Here is a 15,028-nt window from a genome sequence, read left to right on the forward strand (position 1 = left end):
ATGGCTACGCTTGAACTTCGCAATGTAAACAAGACCTACGGCGCGGGCCTGCCCGACACCTTGAAAGACATCCAGCTGTCGATCAAAGAAGGCGAATTCCTGATCCTGGTCGGTCCTTCGGGCTGCGGCAAATCGACCCTGATGAATTGCATCGCCGGCCTCGAGACCATCACCGGCGGCGCGATCATGATCGGCGATCAGGATGTCAGCGGCATGAGCCCGAAGGATCGCGACATCGCCATGGTGTTCCAGTCCTACGCGCTGTACCCGACCATGAGCGTGCGCGAGAACATCGAGTTCGGCCTGAAGATTCGCAAGATGAAACAGGCGGACATCAACGAAGAAGTGGCGCGGGTCGCCAAGCTGTTGCAGATCGAGCACCTGCTAAACCGCAAGCCTGGCCAGCTCTCCGGTGGCCAGCAACAGCGCGTTGCGATGGGCCGGGCCCTGGCGCGGCGGCCTAAGATCTACCTGTTCGACGAACCGTTGTCCAACCTCGACGCCAAGCTGCGGGTCGAGATGCGCACCGAAATGAAACTGATGCACCAGCGACTGAAGACCACCACGGTCTACGTCACCCACGACCAGATCGAAGCCATGACCCTGGGCGACAAAGTGGCGGTGATGAAGGACGGGATCATCCAACAGTTCGGCACGCCGAAGGACATCTACAACAACCCGGCGAACCTGTTCGTGGCGAGCTTCATCGGTTCGCCGCCAATGAACTTCATCCCGCTGCGCCTGCAACGCAAGGACGGCCGCCTGCTGGCCTTGCTCGACAGCGGACAGGCCCGTTGCGAGTTGCCGCTGGGCATGCAGGACGCCGGCCTGGAAGATCGCGAAGTGATCCTTGGCTTGCGCCCGGAGCAGATCGTGCTGGCCGGCAACGAGCCGAACGGCATGCCAACCATTCGCGCCGAAGTGCAGGTCACCGAACCCACCGGGCCAGACACCCTGGTGTTCGTCAATCTCAACGACACCAAGGTCTGCTGCCGCCTGGCGCCAGACGTGGCGCCGCAGCCGGGAGAGACCCTGACGTTGCAATTCGACCCAGCGAAAGTGCTGCTGTTCGACGCCAAGTCCGGCGAACGCCTGGGCGTGGCTGCGCAGCCGCAGGCCGAAGACCGACCTGCCAACGTGGCGCAGTTCAAAGGCCGGTGATGAACAAGTGTGGCGGGAGCAAGCCCGCTCCCACAGGAAGGAGTATGCGACGGGTGGGGACATCCGTCGCAATCGTTGTAAACCGCGTTAGATAAAAACAGTTAATAACAATAAAGACGAGGATGTAGGGATGAAGAAGAAGAACAATGCCCAGCTTATCTGCCAGTTGTCAGCCGTTGCGGCGATGATGCTGGCCGGTAGCGCACACGCTGCCGACGCGTTCAGCGCCGATTCGCAGTGGATGACGGGCGACTGGGGCGGTGAACGGACCAAGCTGATCGAGCAGGGTATCGACATCAAGGCCGATTTCGTCGGTGAGATGGGTGCCAACCTCCACGGCGGCTACAACGATGACAAGACTGCGCGTTGGTCCCAGCAGTTTGGCCTGGGTGTCGCGCTCGACCTGGAAAAACTGGCGGGCTGGAACGATACCGAAGCCAAGATCCAGTTCACTCGCCGGGATGGTCGCAACATTTCCAACGACCGTATCGGTGACCCGCGTGCCGGCACGCTCAGTTCGTCCCAGGAAGTCTGGGGTCGCGGCCAAACCACGCGTCTGACGCAGTTGTGGATCAAGCAGAAGTACTTTGACAGCAAGCTGGACGTCAAGGCCGGTTACTACGGCGTGGGCGAGGATTTCAACACTTTCCCTTGCGACTTCCAGAACCTGGCCTTCTGCGGTTCCCAAGCGGGTAACTGGGCCACCGGCATCTGGTACAACTGGCCAATCATGCAGGCAGCGATTCGGTTCAAGTACAACATCACCCCTGAGCTCTACGCGCAAATCGGTGCGTACAACCAGAACCCTTCGCAACTGGAAAACAACAACCGTTACAAGCTCAGCGGCAGCGGGACCGAGGGTACGCTGATTCCCGTCGAGTTGGTCTGGTCGCCCAAGCTCAACAACCTGCCTGGCGAATACCGTGTCGGTTACTACAAGAGCACGGCCAAGGCCGATGACGTCCGTGAGGACGACAACGGCAACGACGCCGCAACCACCGGCAGCGCCTATCGCAGCCACAGCAGCAAGGACGGCTACTGGTTCGTCATGCAACAGCAGCTCACCACCCACAATGGTGACGCTTCGCGCGGCTTGAACATCGCGGCCAACGCCACCTTCCACGACAAGGACACCAACATCGTCGACAACTACCAGTCGCTGATGTTCGTGTACAAGGGCCCATTCGATGCGCGTCCAAAGGATGACGTGGGTATCGGCTTCGCCCGTATCCATGTCAACGAAGACGTGAAGAAGAACGCCGATCTGACCAACGTAGCCAATGGCGTGACCGATTACGACGATCCGCTGTTTTCGCCGTTGCGCAGCACCGAGTACAACTACGAAATCAACTACGGCTTCCACGTCACCAACTGGCTGACCGTGCGTCCGAACCTGCAATACGTCACTCACCCGGGCGGTGTTGACGAGGTGGACAACGCGCTGGTGGCCGGCCTGAAAATCCAGTCGGTGTTCTGACGCTGTTGCGATAAGCTCTCCTCTATGTGCGCATATTTGCGGACGGCCAAGGCTGTCCGCTTTTTTTTGCGGAGCGATCAATTGTTTGGTTAGGGGCCGAACCTGTGGCGAGGGGATTTATCCCCGCTGGGCTGCGGAGCAGTCCTCAGCTGGCCAACTCGGTGCGTCAGGCAGATTATCTGCAACCTGTTTTGGGGCTGCTCCGCACCCCAGCGGGGATAAATCCCCTCGCCACCAAAACTGTCGCATCAATTGAGAGTTCAGTGATTCCCAGGACGACAGCCCATGCATGAGCATCCGCTACAACGCTTTTTCAGATCCTTGCGCGAGCGTCCGGTGTTTGCGTGGGAGCGCTATCAGCAGCGCGACGTCTTGGTTATTGACCATCCGTTGTGCCAAGCGGTTTTCAGTCGCCAGGGTGCGCAGTTGTTGCACTTCCAGCCGCGAGGCCAGAAACCTTGGCTGTGGTGCGCGGCCAAGTGGCCCCAGGTCGGCGCGATACGCGGCGGGGTACCGGTGTGTTGGCCTTGGTATGGCCGCCATCCGAGTGAAAATGCCTGGCCGTCTCATGGTTGGGCGCGGCTGATCGATTGGAAGTTGCTCGACAGCGCCAGCGATGACGATGGCGTGCATCTGCATTGGCAATTGCAGCTGTGCGACTGGCAAGTGGACCTGCATGCCGACTTGGGCGACCGCATGGAATTGCGCTTGAGCACCGAGCATCAAGACAGCCTGCCTTGCCAATTGAGCCAGGCCTTGCATGCCTATTGGCGCATTGGTGACGTTGGTGAGGTAGCGCTGTCTGGACTCGAAGGCGCGCAAGGTTACGACCAGTTGAACCGTGCGGTTTGCCGGCAGGAAGGCGAGTTGCGGGTCGAGGGCGGCTGTCAGCGAGTGTTCCAGCATGAAGGAGAGTTGCAGCTCAAAGATCACGCCTGGCAGCGGGAATTGTGCATCGACACCGGTGAAAGCGCCGACACGGTGGTGTGGCATCCCGGTACACGGCCGTTGCTGGGCGTGAGCTGGGATGAGGTCAACGAGTTCGTTTGCGTCGAAGCGGCCAGTGGCGGCACCGACAGCCTGAGCCTGGCGCCCGGGGAGCGGGCGCATTTGAGTTTGCAGGCGCGGGCGGGGGTTTAGCTCTGGATCTACGGTGTGGCGGCTGCCGTCATCGCGAGCAAGCTCGCTCCCACACTGGTTCTCTGGCGTTCACAAAACCCCCGTGGGAGCGAGCTTGCTCGCGATGACGACCTATCAGGCACCAAAAGTTCCGGACCGAATCAGTTGAACTCATCCCCAACCGGATACCGGCTGGCATTGAGGCTTTCCTTGATTTTGCGCAGGTGCGGCTGGAAGTCCACCCCGCGGCGCAGGGTCATGCCGGTGGCGAGCACGTCCAGTACGGTGAGCTGGATGATCCGCGAAGTCATCGGCATGTAGATATCGGTGTCTTCGGGCAGCGGAATATTGAGGCTCAAGGTGCTGGCCTTGGCCAGTGGCGAGCCTTCGGCGGTCAGGCCGAGTACCGATGCGCCGTTTTCCCGGGCGATACGCGCGACTTCCACCAGTTCGCGGGTACGACCGGTGTAGGAAATGATCACGAACAACTCACCGGTATGGGCCACCGAGGCGATCATGCGTTGCATCAGCACGTCGGCGTGGGCGGTCACTGCCAGGTTGAACCGGAAAAACTTGTGCTGGGCATCCAGCGCCACCGGAGCCGAGGCGCCGAGGCCGAAGAAGTGGATCTGCCGGGCCTGGATCAGCAGGTCGACCGCGCGGCTGATCAAATTTGGATCAAGGGCCTGGCACGCACTGTCCAATGAGGCAATGGCGCTGCCAAAGATTTTCTGGGTGTAGGCTTCAGGGTTGTCGTCGGCTTCCACTGCGCGGCTGACATAAGCCGCGCCGCTGGCCAGGCTTTGGGCCAGTTGCAGCTTGAGTTCCGGGTAACCGCTCACGCCGAACGAGCGGCAAAAGCGGTTGACGGTCGGTTCGCTGACCGAGGCCGCCTGGGCGAGGGCGGCAATGCTGAAGCGGGTAGCCTGCTGTGGGTTGAGCAGGATCACCTCGGCCACCTTGCGTTCGGCCTTGTTCAGGTCTTCCAGGCGACTCTGGATCTGCTCCAGTAGATTTCGCACGCGGTCCATACAGGATTCCTAGAGAGACGGGTCTTTGATACGACCCTTTGCGGTGGCCTATCCTACTGATGGCTCCGACGGACCACCACTCGGAATCGGTATTTTCGGAAAATGTTGTAGTTATTACTACATTTTTCCTTGAGTGATGCCTTGAAAAAAGGTATTTGTAGCTTAACTTGATAAAAGAACAAACATCATGCATTCGATTACGGTTGAACCGTGTACTTTTGCCTTGTTCGGCGCGTTGGGCGACCTGGCGCTACGCAAGCTGTTTCCTGCCCTTTACCAGCTCGATGGCGCCGGCTTGTTGCACGAAGACACGCGGATCCTGGCGCTGGCCCGTGAACCGGGCAGCGAACAACAGCATCTGGCGTTCATCACCACCGAGCTGCGGCGTTACGTCGGTGATAAAGACCTCGACGAATCCGTGATCGAACGCTTCCTGGCGCGGCTGACGTACCTGCACGTGGATTTTCTCAAGGCGGACGATTACGTCGCGCTTGCCGAGCAGGTCGGGCTGACGCAGCAACAAGTCATTGCCTATTTCGCCACGCCGGCGGCGGTCTACGGCGCGATTTGCGAGAACCTGGCGAAAGTCGGCCTCAGCGAAAACACCCGTGTGGTGCTGGAAAAGCCCATCGGTTCGGACCTCGAATCGTCGCGCAAGGTGAACGACGCCGTGGCGCAGTTCTTTCCGGAGAACCGCACTTACCGCATCGACCATTATCTGGGCAAGGAAACGGTACAGAACCTGATCGCGCTGCGGTTCGCCAACAGCCTGTTCGAAACCCAGTGGAACCAGAATTACATCTCCCACGTGGAAATTACCGTGGCCGAGAAGGTCGGGATCGAAGGGCGCTGGGGCTATTTCGACAAGGCCGGCCAACTGCGGGACATGATCCAGAACCACCTGCTGCAGCTGTTGTGCCTGATCGCCATGGACCCTCCGGCGGACCTTTCCGCCGACAGCATCCGTGACGAGAAGGTCAAGGTGCTCAAGGCCTTGGCGCCGATCAGTCCGGAAGGCCTGACCACCCAGGTGGTGCGTGGCCAGTACATCGCCGGCCACAGCGAAGGCAAGGCGGTGCCCGGCTACCTCGAAGAGCCGAATTCCAATACCCAGAGCGACACCGAGACCTTCGTTGCCCTGCGCGCCGATATCCGCAACTGGCGCTGGGCCGGGGTGCCGTTCTACCTGCGCACCGGCAAGCGCATGCCGCAGAAGCTGTCGCAGATCGTGATTCACTTCAAGGAACCGTCCCACTACATCTTCGCCCCCGAGCAGCGCTTGCAGATCAGCAACAAACTGATCATCCGCCTGCAACCGGACGAAGGGATTTCCTTGCGGGTAATGACCAAGGAGCAGGGCCTGGACAAGGGCATGCAGTTGCGCAGCGGTCCGCTGCAACTCAACTTTTCCGACACCTACCGCAGCGCACGGATTCCCGATGCCTACGAGCGGTTGTTGCTGGAAGTCATGAACGGCAATCAAAACCTGTTTGTTCGTAAAGATGAAATCGAAGCCGCGTGGACGTGGTGTGACCAGTTGATCGCCGGCTGGAAGAAGTCTGGCGATGCGCCCAAGCCTTATGCCGCTGGGTCATGGGGGCCGATGAGCTCCATTGCACTGATCACGCGGGATGGGAGGTCATGGTATGGCGATATCTGAATTGAAACTGCCCCAGGGTGTCACTGCCCTGGAGTTCAAGAGCCCAGTGGTGCTGGCGGAAAAATTGGCGGTGAACGTGGCGGAGCAATTGCGCGCCGCGATCGATGCCAAAGGCGCGGCGACCTTGGTGGTGTCCGGCGGTCGTAGCCCGGTGGCGTTTTTCCAGCATCTGGCCAAGCAGGCGCTGGACTGGTCGAACGTGGTGGTGAGCCTGGCCGATGAGCGCTGGGTGCCGGTTGAACATGCCGACAGCAACGCCGGCCTGCTCAAGCGTTATCTGCTTCAAGGGGCTGCGGCCAAGGCCCAGTTCCTGAGCCTCTACAGCGCCAGCGCCAATCTGGAAGCCGCCGCCGAGCAGGCGGATCGCCTGCTCGCCGAGCTGCCGCCGATCGACGTGCTGATACTGGGCATGGGCGATGACGGGCATACCGCGTCGCTGTTTCCCGACAGCCCGAATCTGGCCGAGGCCCTGGATAAGAATGGTGCTCGCCGCTGCTGGCCGATGCTCGCGCCGACGGTCCCACACCAACGCCTGACCATGAGCCGCGCCTTGCTGGCGTCGGCCAGGCACAAAGTGCTGTCTATTTCCGGTCAATCGAAACTGACCACCCTGAATGCCGCGGTGTCTGGTGACGATGTCGCCGAGATGCCGATCCGCGCATTTCTGCAACCTACGTTAGAGATTTACTGGTGCCCATGAACCAAGGATCAGCCGCTATGACAAACCCATCCCCGACCGTTTCCATGGCGGACAAAGTGACGCTGATCGACAGCCTCTGCGCCAAGGCGCGGATCCTGCCGGTGATTACCATCGCGCGTGAACAAGACATCCTGCCGCTGGCCGATGCCCTGGCCGCCGGTGGCCTGACGGCACTGGAAGTGACCTTGCGCTCGCAATACGGGCTCAAGGCCATTCAGGTCCTTCGCGAGCAGCGCCCAGAGCTGGTGACCGGTGCCGGCACGGTGCTCGATCGCCACATGCTGGCCGCCGCCGAGGCTGCCGGTTCGCAATTCATCGTGACGCCGGGTATCACTCGGGATCTGTTGGAAGCCAGCGTCCAGAGTCCGATTCCGTTGCTGCCGGGAATCAGCAATGCCTCGGGCATCATGGAAGGTTATGGCCTGGGCTATCGCCGCTTCAAGTTGTTCCCGGCGGAAGTCAGCGGTGGCGTTGCTGCCATCAAGGCGTTGGGCGGGCCGTTCGGCGAAGTGAAATTCTGTCCGACCGGCGGCGTGAGCCCGGCCAATATCAAAAGCTACATGGCGTTGAAAAACGTGATGTGCGTAGGCGGGAGCTGGATGCTCAATCCGGAGTGGATCAAGAACGGCGACTGGGCCCGCATCCAGGAATGCACCGCCGAGGCATTGGCGCTGCTGGACTGATCGTCCTACCGAACTTCGTTGTGTGTTCTACGGCTTTACGGTGCGCTTGGTCGGCGCACCGTTTTTTTTGCCTGTTTTTTGGCTGCAGATCCCCGTGGCCAGGGACCAAGCGCCCTCGCCACGGGTTACGTACTGTTCAGGTTGATCAGTGCCGCAGTCAACCGCTCCATATCCCGCGCCAAGGTAATCAACCCCGGCGTAATGCGGATGCAGAGGCCGACGCTGGTCTTGCGCACCACGGTAAAGATCCCATATTCCTTGAGCAGTCGGTCGGCCATCACCTGTTGATCAGGCTGGTTGGTGAATCGCATGGACGTGATACCGCAATAGAGGCGCCGGTCGTCTGGGGTCATGACCTCGATGCCGGGCACATCGCGCACCGCGCTCACCCACAGGTCCCGTAGATAACAGAGCCGAGCACCCTTGGCCGGTGCTCCGCCCAGGGCACGGTGCTCTTCGAATACCAGAGGCAGCGTCAGCAGGGCCGGGATGTTGGGCGTGCTGTGGGGCGTGCGCGAGCGTATATCGGTGGTGGGGTAGTGGCCTTCGTCCATGTCCGGGTCGATGTCGGCCAGCCGGTGTGGAGCGATATAGAGAAAGCCCAGGGCCAGAGGGCCGCCGAGCCATTTCTGCAAGTTGAACCCGGCAAATTGAATGCCGAGCTTATTGAGATTGAAATCGATCTGCCCCAGGGCGTGGGCGCCGTCGAGAATGATATCGACGTCGAACTCCCGTGCCGTCTCGGCTATCGCCTGGACCGGCATCACCAGGCCGGTCAGGTGGTTAACGTAGGTCAGCGCCATCAGCTTCAGGCGCGGATAACGAATGAAGGCTTCTCGATACGTGCCCACCAGGCTGTCGAAACTGGCGGGGTGCGGATGGACCAGCTCGATGACCTCGGCGCCACGCTGGCGGGCGAGCCAGCGCATCGCGCTTTTGACCGACTCGTACTCCACGTCGCTGATCAGAACCTGGTCGCCAGGCTTTAGCTGGTTGTAATTGCGGATCAGCGTCTGCAAGGCGTCAACCGCGTTGGTGGCCAACGCCACGGTGGACGCTGGGGCGTGGATGAGCTGCGCCACCTCTCGGCGAATCACTTCGCAATGCTCCAGGTCGAACTGTTGGCGCACATAGACCGAATTGCCGCGGTTCACCCAGTCGATATTGCGTTGGTACTCCGCGACCACCGTACGGGACATCCGGCCAAAGTAGCCGTTTTCCAGGTTGAGCGGACCATTGACGTCGACATCGTAACGACCGACAAAGGTTTCCCAGAAGGCTTCGTCGTGGGCACGCAGCGTATTTTCGGGCATCGCAGAGCTCAGTCAGTCAGTCAATGGCAGGGGTCAATGGCGAGGTTTGGGCAAGCCATGTTTAGCCCGCAGCGGATCCAGGAGGTCAGACAGACCGTTGTGGTCGATTTCCTGCATCAATGCCAGCAACCCGCCCAATTCGCCGTGGGGGAAGCCCTCCCGCGCGAACCAATTCAGGTATTGGCCTGGCAGGTCGGCAAGAATTCTGCCCTTGTATTTGCCGAAGGGCATCTGGCGGGTGACCAGCAGCTCAAGCTTTTCTGGATTCATAGGGCGGCTGTCTTGTTGAAAGTCCTAGGCAAAATACAGGCATTCTGCATGCAGGCCAAATGACAGATCATGCAAATAACGCGGATACAGATTTCTCATTTGTTCATAACATATTGATTTAAATGGATTTTAAGTTGAGCTGAAGGCTGGCATGGCCGATGCAATATCCCTTGCAGGTTTTTATTCACCAAGCAAAGGAACTGAAAAATGACTGACATCAACAAAGAATCCATCTCTGTCTTGAATGACCTGATCGAGACCAGCAAGGATGGCCAGGAAGGATTCAAGACCTGCGCTGAAGACATCAAGCACCCTGAGCTCAAGGCGCTGTTCGTCAAGCGCGCCGCCGATTGCGCCACCGCTGCGGCTGAGCTGCAAGCCGCCGTGCGTTCCCTGGGTGGCGATCCGGAGACTTCTACCAGCGTTGCCGGTGACCTGCACCGCCGTTGGGTCGACGTAAAATCCATGTTCACCGGCAAGGACGAAGAGGCTGTGCTGAACGAAGCCGAGCGCGGCGAAGACCATGCGCTGAAGGCTTATAAGGAAGCCATCGAGAAGATCAACAAACACAACCTGGTGGGCATTCGTGACCTCGTGGAGCGTCAGTACCACGGCGTGCAACGCAACCATGACCAGGTCAAGGCTCTGCGCAACCAGGCACGCGCCAGCTAACATCCGCGTGTGAAGAAAAAACGCCAGCTTGCCTGGCGTTTTTTTATGGGAGCGATCTGGGGCAGTAAGACTTTTTCGGCACCAATTCGCAAGAGTGTTTGTCAGAACGCTCAACAATCATCTCTGGACGTGAATAGATAGCTCCCTAATAATTGCGCCGCCCCTCTCACGATCTATCGTTACATCATCTCAAGAAGAGTTTTGCGCGTGCCCATCACCTTTCAGGCTCTGTTCGCCCCTGATCGTCTCGCTGTGCAGTTCGCCATCAAGACTGTGCTCGGTGGCGGCCTGGCGTTGTGGCTGGCGTTGCGCTGGGGATTGGAGCAGCCGTCGTGGGCGCTGATGACCGCGTTTATCGTTGCCCAGCCGTTGTCTGGGATGGTGGTGCAGAAGGGCCTGGCACGCTTGGTCGGGACTCTGGTGGGGACAATCATGTCGGTGGTGTTCATGGGCCTGTTCGCCCAGGCGCCCTGGTTGTTCCTGCTGGCGCTGGCGTTGTGGCTGGGCGTGTGCACGGCCTGTTCAACGCTCTTGCGCAGCGCGTGGTCGTATTCGTTCGTGCTGGCTGGCTACACCGTGGCGATCATTGCCTTGCCGGCCATCGCCCATCCGCTTGGAGTGTTCGACCAGGCGGTGGCGCGTTGCACCGAGATCAGCCTGGGCATCACCTGCGCCACCGTGACCAGCGCCTTGCTCTGGCCGTTGCGGGTTGAACGGCAATTGGCGGATCAGGCACGTGCCGCCTGGCAAAGTGGCATGCAGGCGGCGCGCGCCACATTGGCCGGCGATGCCCAGGCGCGCAAAGGTCTGTTGGAAATCCTCGGCAAAATCGTCGCGGTAGACGCCCAGCGCGAACATGCCTGGTTCGAAGGCCGCCTGGGCCGCCAGCGTGCCCGGGCCATCAGTGGCTTGAGCCAGAAACTGTTGATGCTGCTGCGCATTTCGCGCTCGGTACGCCGACAATGGAACCAGCTCGACCCTCAAGAAGCCCAAGCGCTGCAGCCGTGGATGAGCGAGGTGCAGCAAGCCCTCGACGCCGACAGCACGACATTGCAGGCACTGCGGCCGCGGGTATGGGATGCGTCTCACGAAGCACGGTTCAGCTCGGCGCAAAGTTATTGCCTGGCACGTTTCGCTTTGTTGCTCGACACCGCCCTGGCGGCCTGCGCTGCGCTGTCGGCGGTGCAAGAGGGCAGGGCGGCGGCCGATCCGCCACGCACCCTGGCGCCCCATCGGGACCTGTCCCTGGCGATGGTGTTTGGAGCCCGCAGCGCCCTGGCGTTCCTGGCAGTGGCGTGTTTCTGGCTGGCCACTGCCTGGCCTGCCGCGTCGGGCGCGCTGTTGCTGACGTGTGTGGTGTGCAGCCTGTTCGCCAGCCGCGAAAATGGCGCGCAGATCGGCATGAGTTTCTTGCGAGGCATTCTCCTGGCGGTACCGACCGCGTTTGTGATCGGTGAAATCCTGCTGCCCCAATGGAGCAGCTTTGCGATGCTCTGCATGGCCATGGGCGTACCTCTGTTCCTGGGGGCGCTGGGCATGGCCAAGCCGCCGCTCTACGCGACCGCCACCTCGTTCTGCCTGCACTTCGTGGTGTTGGTATCGCCGCTTAACGCCATGAAGTACGACGTTGCGACATTTTTCAACAATGCCCAGGCCATGATGATCGGTGTCGGCGCGGCCGTGCTGGCATTCAATCTGTTGATTCTGCGCAACCCGGCCTGGCACAGCCGTCGGTTGCTGGCGGCAACGCTCGATGACCTGGTGCGCTTGACCCATCGCAATCTGCGCGGCGCCGAGAGCTGGTTCGGCGGGCGCATGGCCGATCGTTTGCTGCAACTGGCGCGGCACTATCCGGAGCTGCCGGTGCCGGCGCGCAGTCGTTGGGACGATGGTTTGCTGGGCCTGGACGTCGGGGACGAATTGCTCCATCTGCGCTTGAGCCTGGCCGTCGCCCAAGTGCCGGACAGTCCAGCCCAACGCCGATATTTCGAAACGTTGGAGCAGGTGCTGGAGCACGGCCCGGCGGGCGGGCAGGCCGACGCACTGGCCCAGGCGAGCGACGATTATCTGGCAGCGCTTTCAAATCAACCGCCAAGCGACGCGCTGAAGCTGGCCCAGGGCGCGGTGGTGCAATTGCAGAACAGCTGGCGCGCCTGGTGCCGCCAGCACGAATCTTCAGAAGGGAAACATAGCCATGGGCTTGCATGAATGGTCGATCGGCGGGGTGCTGCTCAGCCCGTTTTTGATTTATGTCGTGCTGGCCTTGTTGGTCACCGGAGCCTTGCGACTGCTGCTCAGTCTCGTGCCGGCAGGGCGCTGGATCTGGCATGAAGCGCTGTTCGACTGCGCTCTGTATGTCTGTGTTTTGACTGTCATTACCCTGGTCCTCGGACCGTCATGAGGAGTTGAACATGCGTACTTCCGTACGTGTCGCCGTCACGTTGAGCGTGGTGGCCCTGGCGATCTTCGCCGGTTTTCATTTGTGGCAGTACTACATGCTCACGCCCTGGACCCGGGACGCGCGGATCCGTGCCGACGTGGTGGTGATCGCCCCAGACGTCTCGGGTTGGGTGCGCGAGCTCAGGGCCGTGGACAACCAGCACGTCAAGGCGGGGGATTTGTTGCTGAGTATCGATCGCGAGCGTTTCGAGGCCGCGGTGGAGAAGGCCCGCGCGGTAGTGCAGACCCGCCAGCAGCAGTTGAGCCTGCGCGAACACGAAGCCAGCCGTCGAGCGGCCCTGGGACCCCAGGCCATCAGCGCCGAATTGCGCGAGAACGCCCAGATCAATGCCGGCATCGCCCGTGGCGAGCTACGCGAGGCCCAGGCCGAGGCCAAGGTCGCGGAGCTGAACCTGGCTCGCAGCCAGGTCCTGGCCCCACGCAGCGGCCACGTCACCAACCTGCGCCTGGCCGAAGGCAACTATGTGAACGCCGGGCAACCGGTCATGGCGTTGGTCGATGATTCGACGTTCTACGTGCAAGCTTACTTCGAGGAAACCAAGTTGCCGCGGATTCGCGTCGGCGATCCGGTCAAGGTCTGGTTGATGAGCGCCGGCCATGCGCTGGACGGCCATGTGGAAAGCATCAGTCGAGGCATCACCGACCGCAACACCAACCCCGATGCGCAACTGCTGGCAGAGGTCGAGCCGACCTTCAACTGGGTGCGTCTGGCCCAGCGGATCCCGGTGCGGATCAAGCTGGACAAGGTGCCGGAAGGGGTGAGCCTGAGTGCCGGGATGACAGCGAGTGTGCAGGTGCAGGACGAACAGCGATAGCCGCTGCGCCGCGCACCCCGTGGCGAGGGAGCTTGCTCCCGCTCGGCTGCGAAGCAGTCGCAAAACGAACGTTGCGTTGTTCAGGTTGGACGCGCAAGCCTTTTCCAAGGGGCGCTTCGCACCCCAGCGGGAGCAAGCTCCCTCGCCAGGGGAGTGTCGAGTCGCATCAGCCGATGCTGATTGCCGGCAACTCGGGCAAGGTCACGGTCTGCTGCTTGCGCGGCGCCAGGATCTCCGCTTCGCCGTCCACCACCAGCTCATCGCGCTGGTTGAACACGCGCGTGGCGATACGCACGCGGAATTTCGGCAGCTTTTCCAGGATCTCCAGGCGCACGGTCAGGGTATCGCCAATCTTCACCGGCTTCTGGAAACTCATCTGCTGGCCGATATAGATGGTCCCCGGCCCAGGCAACTCACAGGCCACTGCCGCGCTGATCAGCGCACCGCTGAACATGCCGTGGGCGATGCGTTCCTTGAACATGCTGGCGGCGGCGAATTCGGCGTCCAGGTGTACCGGGTTGTGATCGCCGGACATGGCGGCGAACAGCTGGATGTCGCGCTCTTCGACGGTCTTGCTGTAGCTGGCGGTCTGGCCGACTTCGAGGGCTTCGTAAGGGATGTTGGTAACCTGGGTCATGTCTGGATCCTGTGACGTGTAGAGAAAAAACGCTGCAAACCTACTCGCTGCGTGGTGGTCGCTGGTGGCTTAGCGTCTGGGCAATCCAGGCCAGCACATCGGCGGTCACCTCATCGCGGTTGGTTTCGTTGAACAGTTCGTGCCGAGCCTGCGGATAGATCTTCAGTTGCAAACGTTGGTTGCCGGCGTCGCGCAGGGCATCGGCCAGATCTCTCAGACGCTTGCCTTCGCTCACCGGATCACATTCACCGCCAATCACCAGCAGCGGCAGCCCTGGATCGATCTGCGCGAGATTGGACGCTTTGCTGATCTGCTGCAACCCGCCGAGCAGGTCGATCCACAGTTGGTTGGTGCAACGAAAGCCGCACAGCGGGTCGCGAATGTATTTGTCGACTTCGCCAGGGTCGCGGCTGAGCCAGTCGAAGGGCGTGCGGGTCGGTTTGAACTTTTTATTGAAGCTGCCAAATGAGAGCCATTCGATCAGGGCGCTACGCCCAGTGCCCCCCTGCCGCCTGCGTTCGAAACGGGCGATTAGCCGCGCCGCGCGGTAAAGCGCCACGGGTTGGAAGTTCGAACCGCTGAGGATGGCCCCGTGCAGGCTGGCGCTGTGGTGCAACAAATAGCCCTGGGCGATATAGCTGCCCATGCTGTGCCCCAGCAGCAGGATTGGTGTTTCTGGATGTTGCTGGCCGATGTGATGGTTCAGGCTTGCCATGTCGCCCACAACCTTGGCCCAGCCGTCCTGGTCGGCAAAATGACCCAGGATCGCTTCCTCGCCGGTCTTGCCGTGGCCACGTTGGTCCGGCGCGTAGACGCCGTAGCCTTCTTCGCACAACGCCTGGGCCAGGCGCCCATAGCGGCCGCTGTGTTCCGCCATGCCGTGAGCCAGCATGATCACCGCCAGCGGGGCGGTTTCGGGTAGCCATCGGTTGACGAGCAAGCGGCTGTGATCGGTCGCGGTCAGCCAGAACGTTTGGTGGATCATGGCGGTTCCTTGCACAAAGTCAGACGCAGCGTCGCTGCATTGTAT

The 15,028-nt window shown here is 60.9% G+C and carries 15 protein-coding genes; 10 read left to right on the forward strand and 5 right to left on the reverse strand.

What is annotated here, in order from left to right; translation table 11 throughout:
* From M1D68_RS06245 to M1D68_RS06255, 3 genes are all read left to right on the forward strand, one after another.
* Positions 1-1,161, forward strand: coding sequence for an ABC transporter ATP-binding protein (locus tag M1D68_RS06245; protein WP_434609975.1), 1,161 nt, complete (start codon positions 1-3; stop codon positions 1,159-1,161).
* A 130-nt stretch (positions 1,162-1,291) separates the two neighbouring features.
* Positions 1,292-2,638: a carbohydrate porin gene (locus M1D68_RS06250; RefSeq protein ID WP_420764400.1), complete on the forward strand. Its 1,347-nt coding sequence runs from the start codon at positions 1,292-1,294 to the stop codon at positions 2,636-2,638.
* Positions 2,639-2,923: 285 nt separating this feature from the next.
* Positions 2,924-3,778, forward strand: a complete 855-nt coding sequence (locus M1D68_RS06255) for a D-hexose-6-phosphate mutarotase (protein WP_457969674.1) — start codon at positions 2,924-2,926, stop codon at positions 3,776-3,778.
* Positions 3,779-3,918: 140 nt separating this feature from the next.
* On the opposite strand, the gene M1D68_RS06260 is transcribed toward M1D68_RS06255, so the two are convergent.
* Complete coding sequence (locus M1D68_RS06260; protein WP_181289374.1) at positions 3,919-4,779, reverse strand: MurR/RpiR family transcriptional regulator; 861 nt, start codon at positions 4,777-4,779, stop codon at positions 3,919-3,921.
* A gap of 196 nt (positions 4,780-4,975) precedes the next feature.
* Between M1D68_RS06260 and zwf the strand changes: the two genes are divergently transcribed.
* From zwf to M1D68_RS06275, 3 genes are read left to right on the forward strand one after another with little or no spacing between them, the layout of a single operon-like run.
* Positions 4,976-6,448 (forward strand): glucose-6-phosphate dehydrogenase, encoded by a 1,473-nt coding sequence (gene zwf / locus M1D68_RS06265; protein ID WP_434562672.1) that lies wholly within the window; start codon positions 4,976-4,978, stop codon positions 6,446-6,448.
* On the forward strand, positions 6,435-7,148 hold the full coding sequence (pgl, locus tag M1D68_RS06270; RefSeq protein ID WP_434609978.1) for a 6-phosphogluconolactonase: 714 nt from the start codon (positions 6,435-6,437) through the stop codon (positions 7,146-7,148). Before zwf ends, pgl begins: the two co-directional genes overlap by 14 nt.
* 17 nt (positions 7,149-7,165) lie before the next feature.
* Complete coding sequence (locus M1D68_RS06275; protein WP_457969677.1) at positions 7,166-7,831, forward strand: bifunctional 4-hydroxy-2-oxoglutarate aldolase/2-dehydro-3-deoxy-phosphogluconate aldolase; 666 nt, start codon at positions 7,166-7,168, stop codon at positions 7,829-7,831.
* A 125-nt stretch (positions 7,832-7,956) separates the two neighbouring features.
* On the opposite strand, the gene M1D68_RS06280 is transcribed toward M1D68_RS06275, so the two are convergent.
* Entirely contained in the window at positions 7,957-9,144 is a 1,188-nt protein-coding gene (locus M1D68_RS06280; RefSeq protein WP_420764404.1) for an aminotransferase class V-fold PLP-dependent enzyme, read from the reverse strand.
* A gap of 33 nt (positions 9,145-9,177) precedes the next feature.
* A complete protein-coding gene (locus M1D68_RS06285) occupies positions 9,178-9,414 on the reverse strand; it encodes a DUF3820 family protein (protein ID WP_060738861.1) in 237 nt (78 codons plus the stop codon).
* A 207-nt stretch (positions 9,415-9,621) separates the two neighbouring features.
* On the opposite strand from M1D68_RS06285, the gene M1D68_RS06290 reads away from it, so the two are divergent.
* The 4 genes from M1D68_RS06290 (at position 9,622) to M1D68_RS06305 (ending at position 13,361) form a co-directional block, all read left to right on the forward strand.
* Positions 9,622-10,086, forward strand: a complete 465-nt coding sequence (locus M1D68_RS06290; protein ID WP_186709209.1) for a PA2169 family four-helix-bundle protein — start codon at positions 9,622-9,624, stop codon at positions 10,084-10,086.
* 207 nt (positions 10,087-10,293) lie between these two features.
* Positions 10,294-12,294 carry an FUSC family protein gene (locus tag M1D68_RS06295; RefSeq protein ID WP_457969679.1) on the forward strand — a complete coding sequence of 667 codons (2,001 nt, stop codon included), beginning with the start codon at positions 10,294-10,296 and terminating at the stop codon, positions 12,292-12,294.
* A complete protein-coding gene (locus tag M1D68_RS06300) occupies positions 12,281-12,487 on the forward strand; it encodes a DUF1656 domain-containing protein (RefSeq protein WP_420764406.1) in 207 nt (68 codons plus the stop codon). Before M1D68_RS06295 ends, M1D68_RS06300 begins: the two co-directional genes overlap by 14 nt.
* A gap of 10 nt (positions 12,488-12,497) precedes the next feature.
* Positions 12,498-13,361 carry an efflux RND transporter periplasmic adaptor subunit gene (locus M1D68_RS06305; RefSeq protein WP_420764407.1) on the forward strand — a complete coding sequence of 288 codons (864 nt, stop codon included), beginning with the start codon at positions 12,498-12,500 and terminating at the stop codon, positions 13,359-13,361.
* 166 nt (positions 13,362-13,527) lie between these two features.
* Here M1D68_RS06305 and M1D68_RS06310 read toward each other — a convergent pair whose 3' ends face one another.
* Together M1D68_RS06310 and M1D68_RS06315 are read right to left on the reverse strand one after the other, a co-directional pair.
* Positions 13,528-13,998, reverse strand: coding sequence for a MaoC family dehydratase (locus tag M1D68_RS06310; RefSeq protein ID WP_420764408.1), 471 nt, complete (start codon positions 13,996-13,998; stop codon positions 13,528-13,530).
* Positions 13,999-14,038: 40 nt separating this feature from the next.
* Positions 14,039-14,983, reverse strand: coding sequence for an alpha/beta hydrolase (locus M1D68_RS06315; RefSeq protein ID WP_457969682.1), 945 nt, complete (start codon positions 14,981-14,983; stop codon positions 14,039-14,041).
* Positions 14,984-15,028: the final 45 nt, after the last annotated feature.

Source organism: Pseudomonas sp. R4-84, assembly GCF_054130985.1.

Bases quoted from the DNA above. Each gene is read 5' to 3' on its own strand.
- M1D68_RS06245 (WP_434609975.1), top strand. From the start codon at position 1: ATGGCTACGCTTGAACTTCGCAATGTAAACAAGACCTACGGCGCGGGC.
- M1D68_RS06250 (WP_420764400.1), top strand. From the start codon at position 1,292: ATGAAGAAGAAGAACAATGCCCAGCTTATCTGCCAGTTGTCAGCCGTT.
- M1D68_RS06255 (WP_457969674.1), top strand. From the start codon at position 2,924: ATGCATGAGCATCCGCTACAACGCTTTTTCAGATCCTTGCGCGAGCGT.
- zwf (WP_434562672.1), top strand. From the start codon at position 4,976: ATGCATTCGATTACGGTTGAACCGTGTACTTTTGCCTTGTTCGGCGCG.
- pgl (WP_434609978.1), top strand. From the start codon at position 6,435: ATGGCGATATCTGAATTGAAACTGCCCCAGGGTGTCACTGCCCTGGAG.
- M1D68_RS06275 (WP_457969677.1), top strand. From the start codon at position 7,166: ATGACAAACCCATCCCCGACCGTTTCCATGGCGGACAAAGTGACGCTG.
- M1D68_RS06280 (WP_420764404.1), bottom strand. From the start codon at position 9,144: ATGCCCGAAAATACGCTGCGTGCCCACGACGAAGCCTTCTGGGAAACC.
- M1D68_RS06285 (WP_060738861.1), bottom strand. From the start codon at position 9,414: ATGAATCCAGAAAAGCTTGAGCTGCTGGTCACCCGCCAGATGCCCTTC.
- M1D68_RS06290 (WP_186709209.1), top strand. From the start codon at position 9,622: ATGACTGACATCAACAAAGAATCCATCTCTGTCTTGAATGACCTGATC.
- M1D68_RS06300 (WP_420764406.1), top strand. From the start codon at position 12,281: ATGGGCTTGCATGAATGGTCGATCGGCGGGGTGCTGCTCAGCCCGTTT.
- M1D68_RS06305 (WP_420764407.1), top strand. From the start codon at position 12,498: ATGCGTACTTCCGTACGTGTCGCCGTCACGTTGAGCGTGGTGGCCCTG.
- M1D68_RS06310 (WP_420764408.1), bottom strand. From the start codon at position 13,998: ATGACCCAGGTTACCAACATCCCTTACGAAGCCCTCGAAGTCGGCCAG.
- M1D68_RS06315 (WP_457969682.1), bottom strand. From the start codon at position 14,983: ATGATCCACCAAACGTTCTGGCTGACCGCGACCGATCACAGCCGCTTG.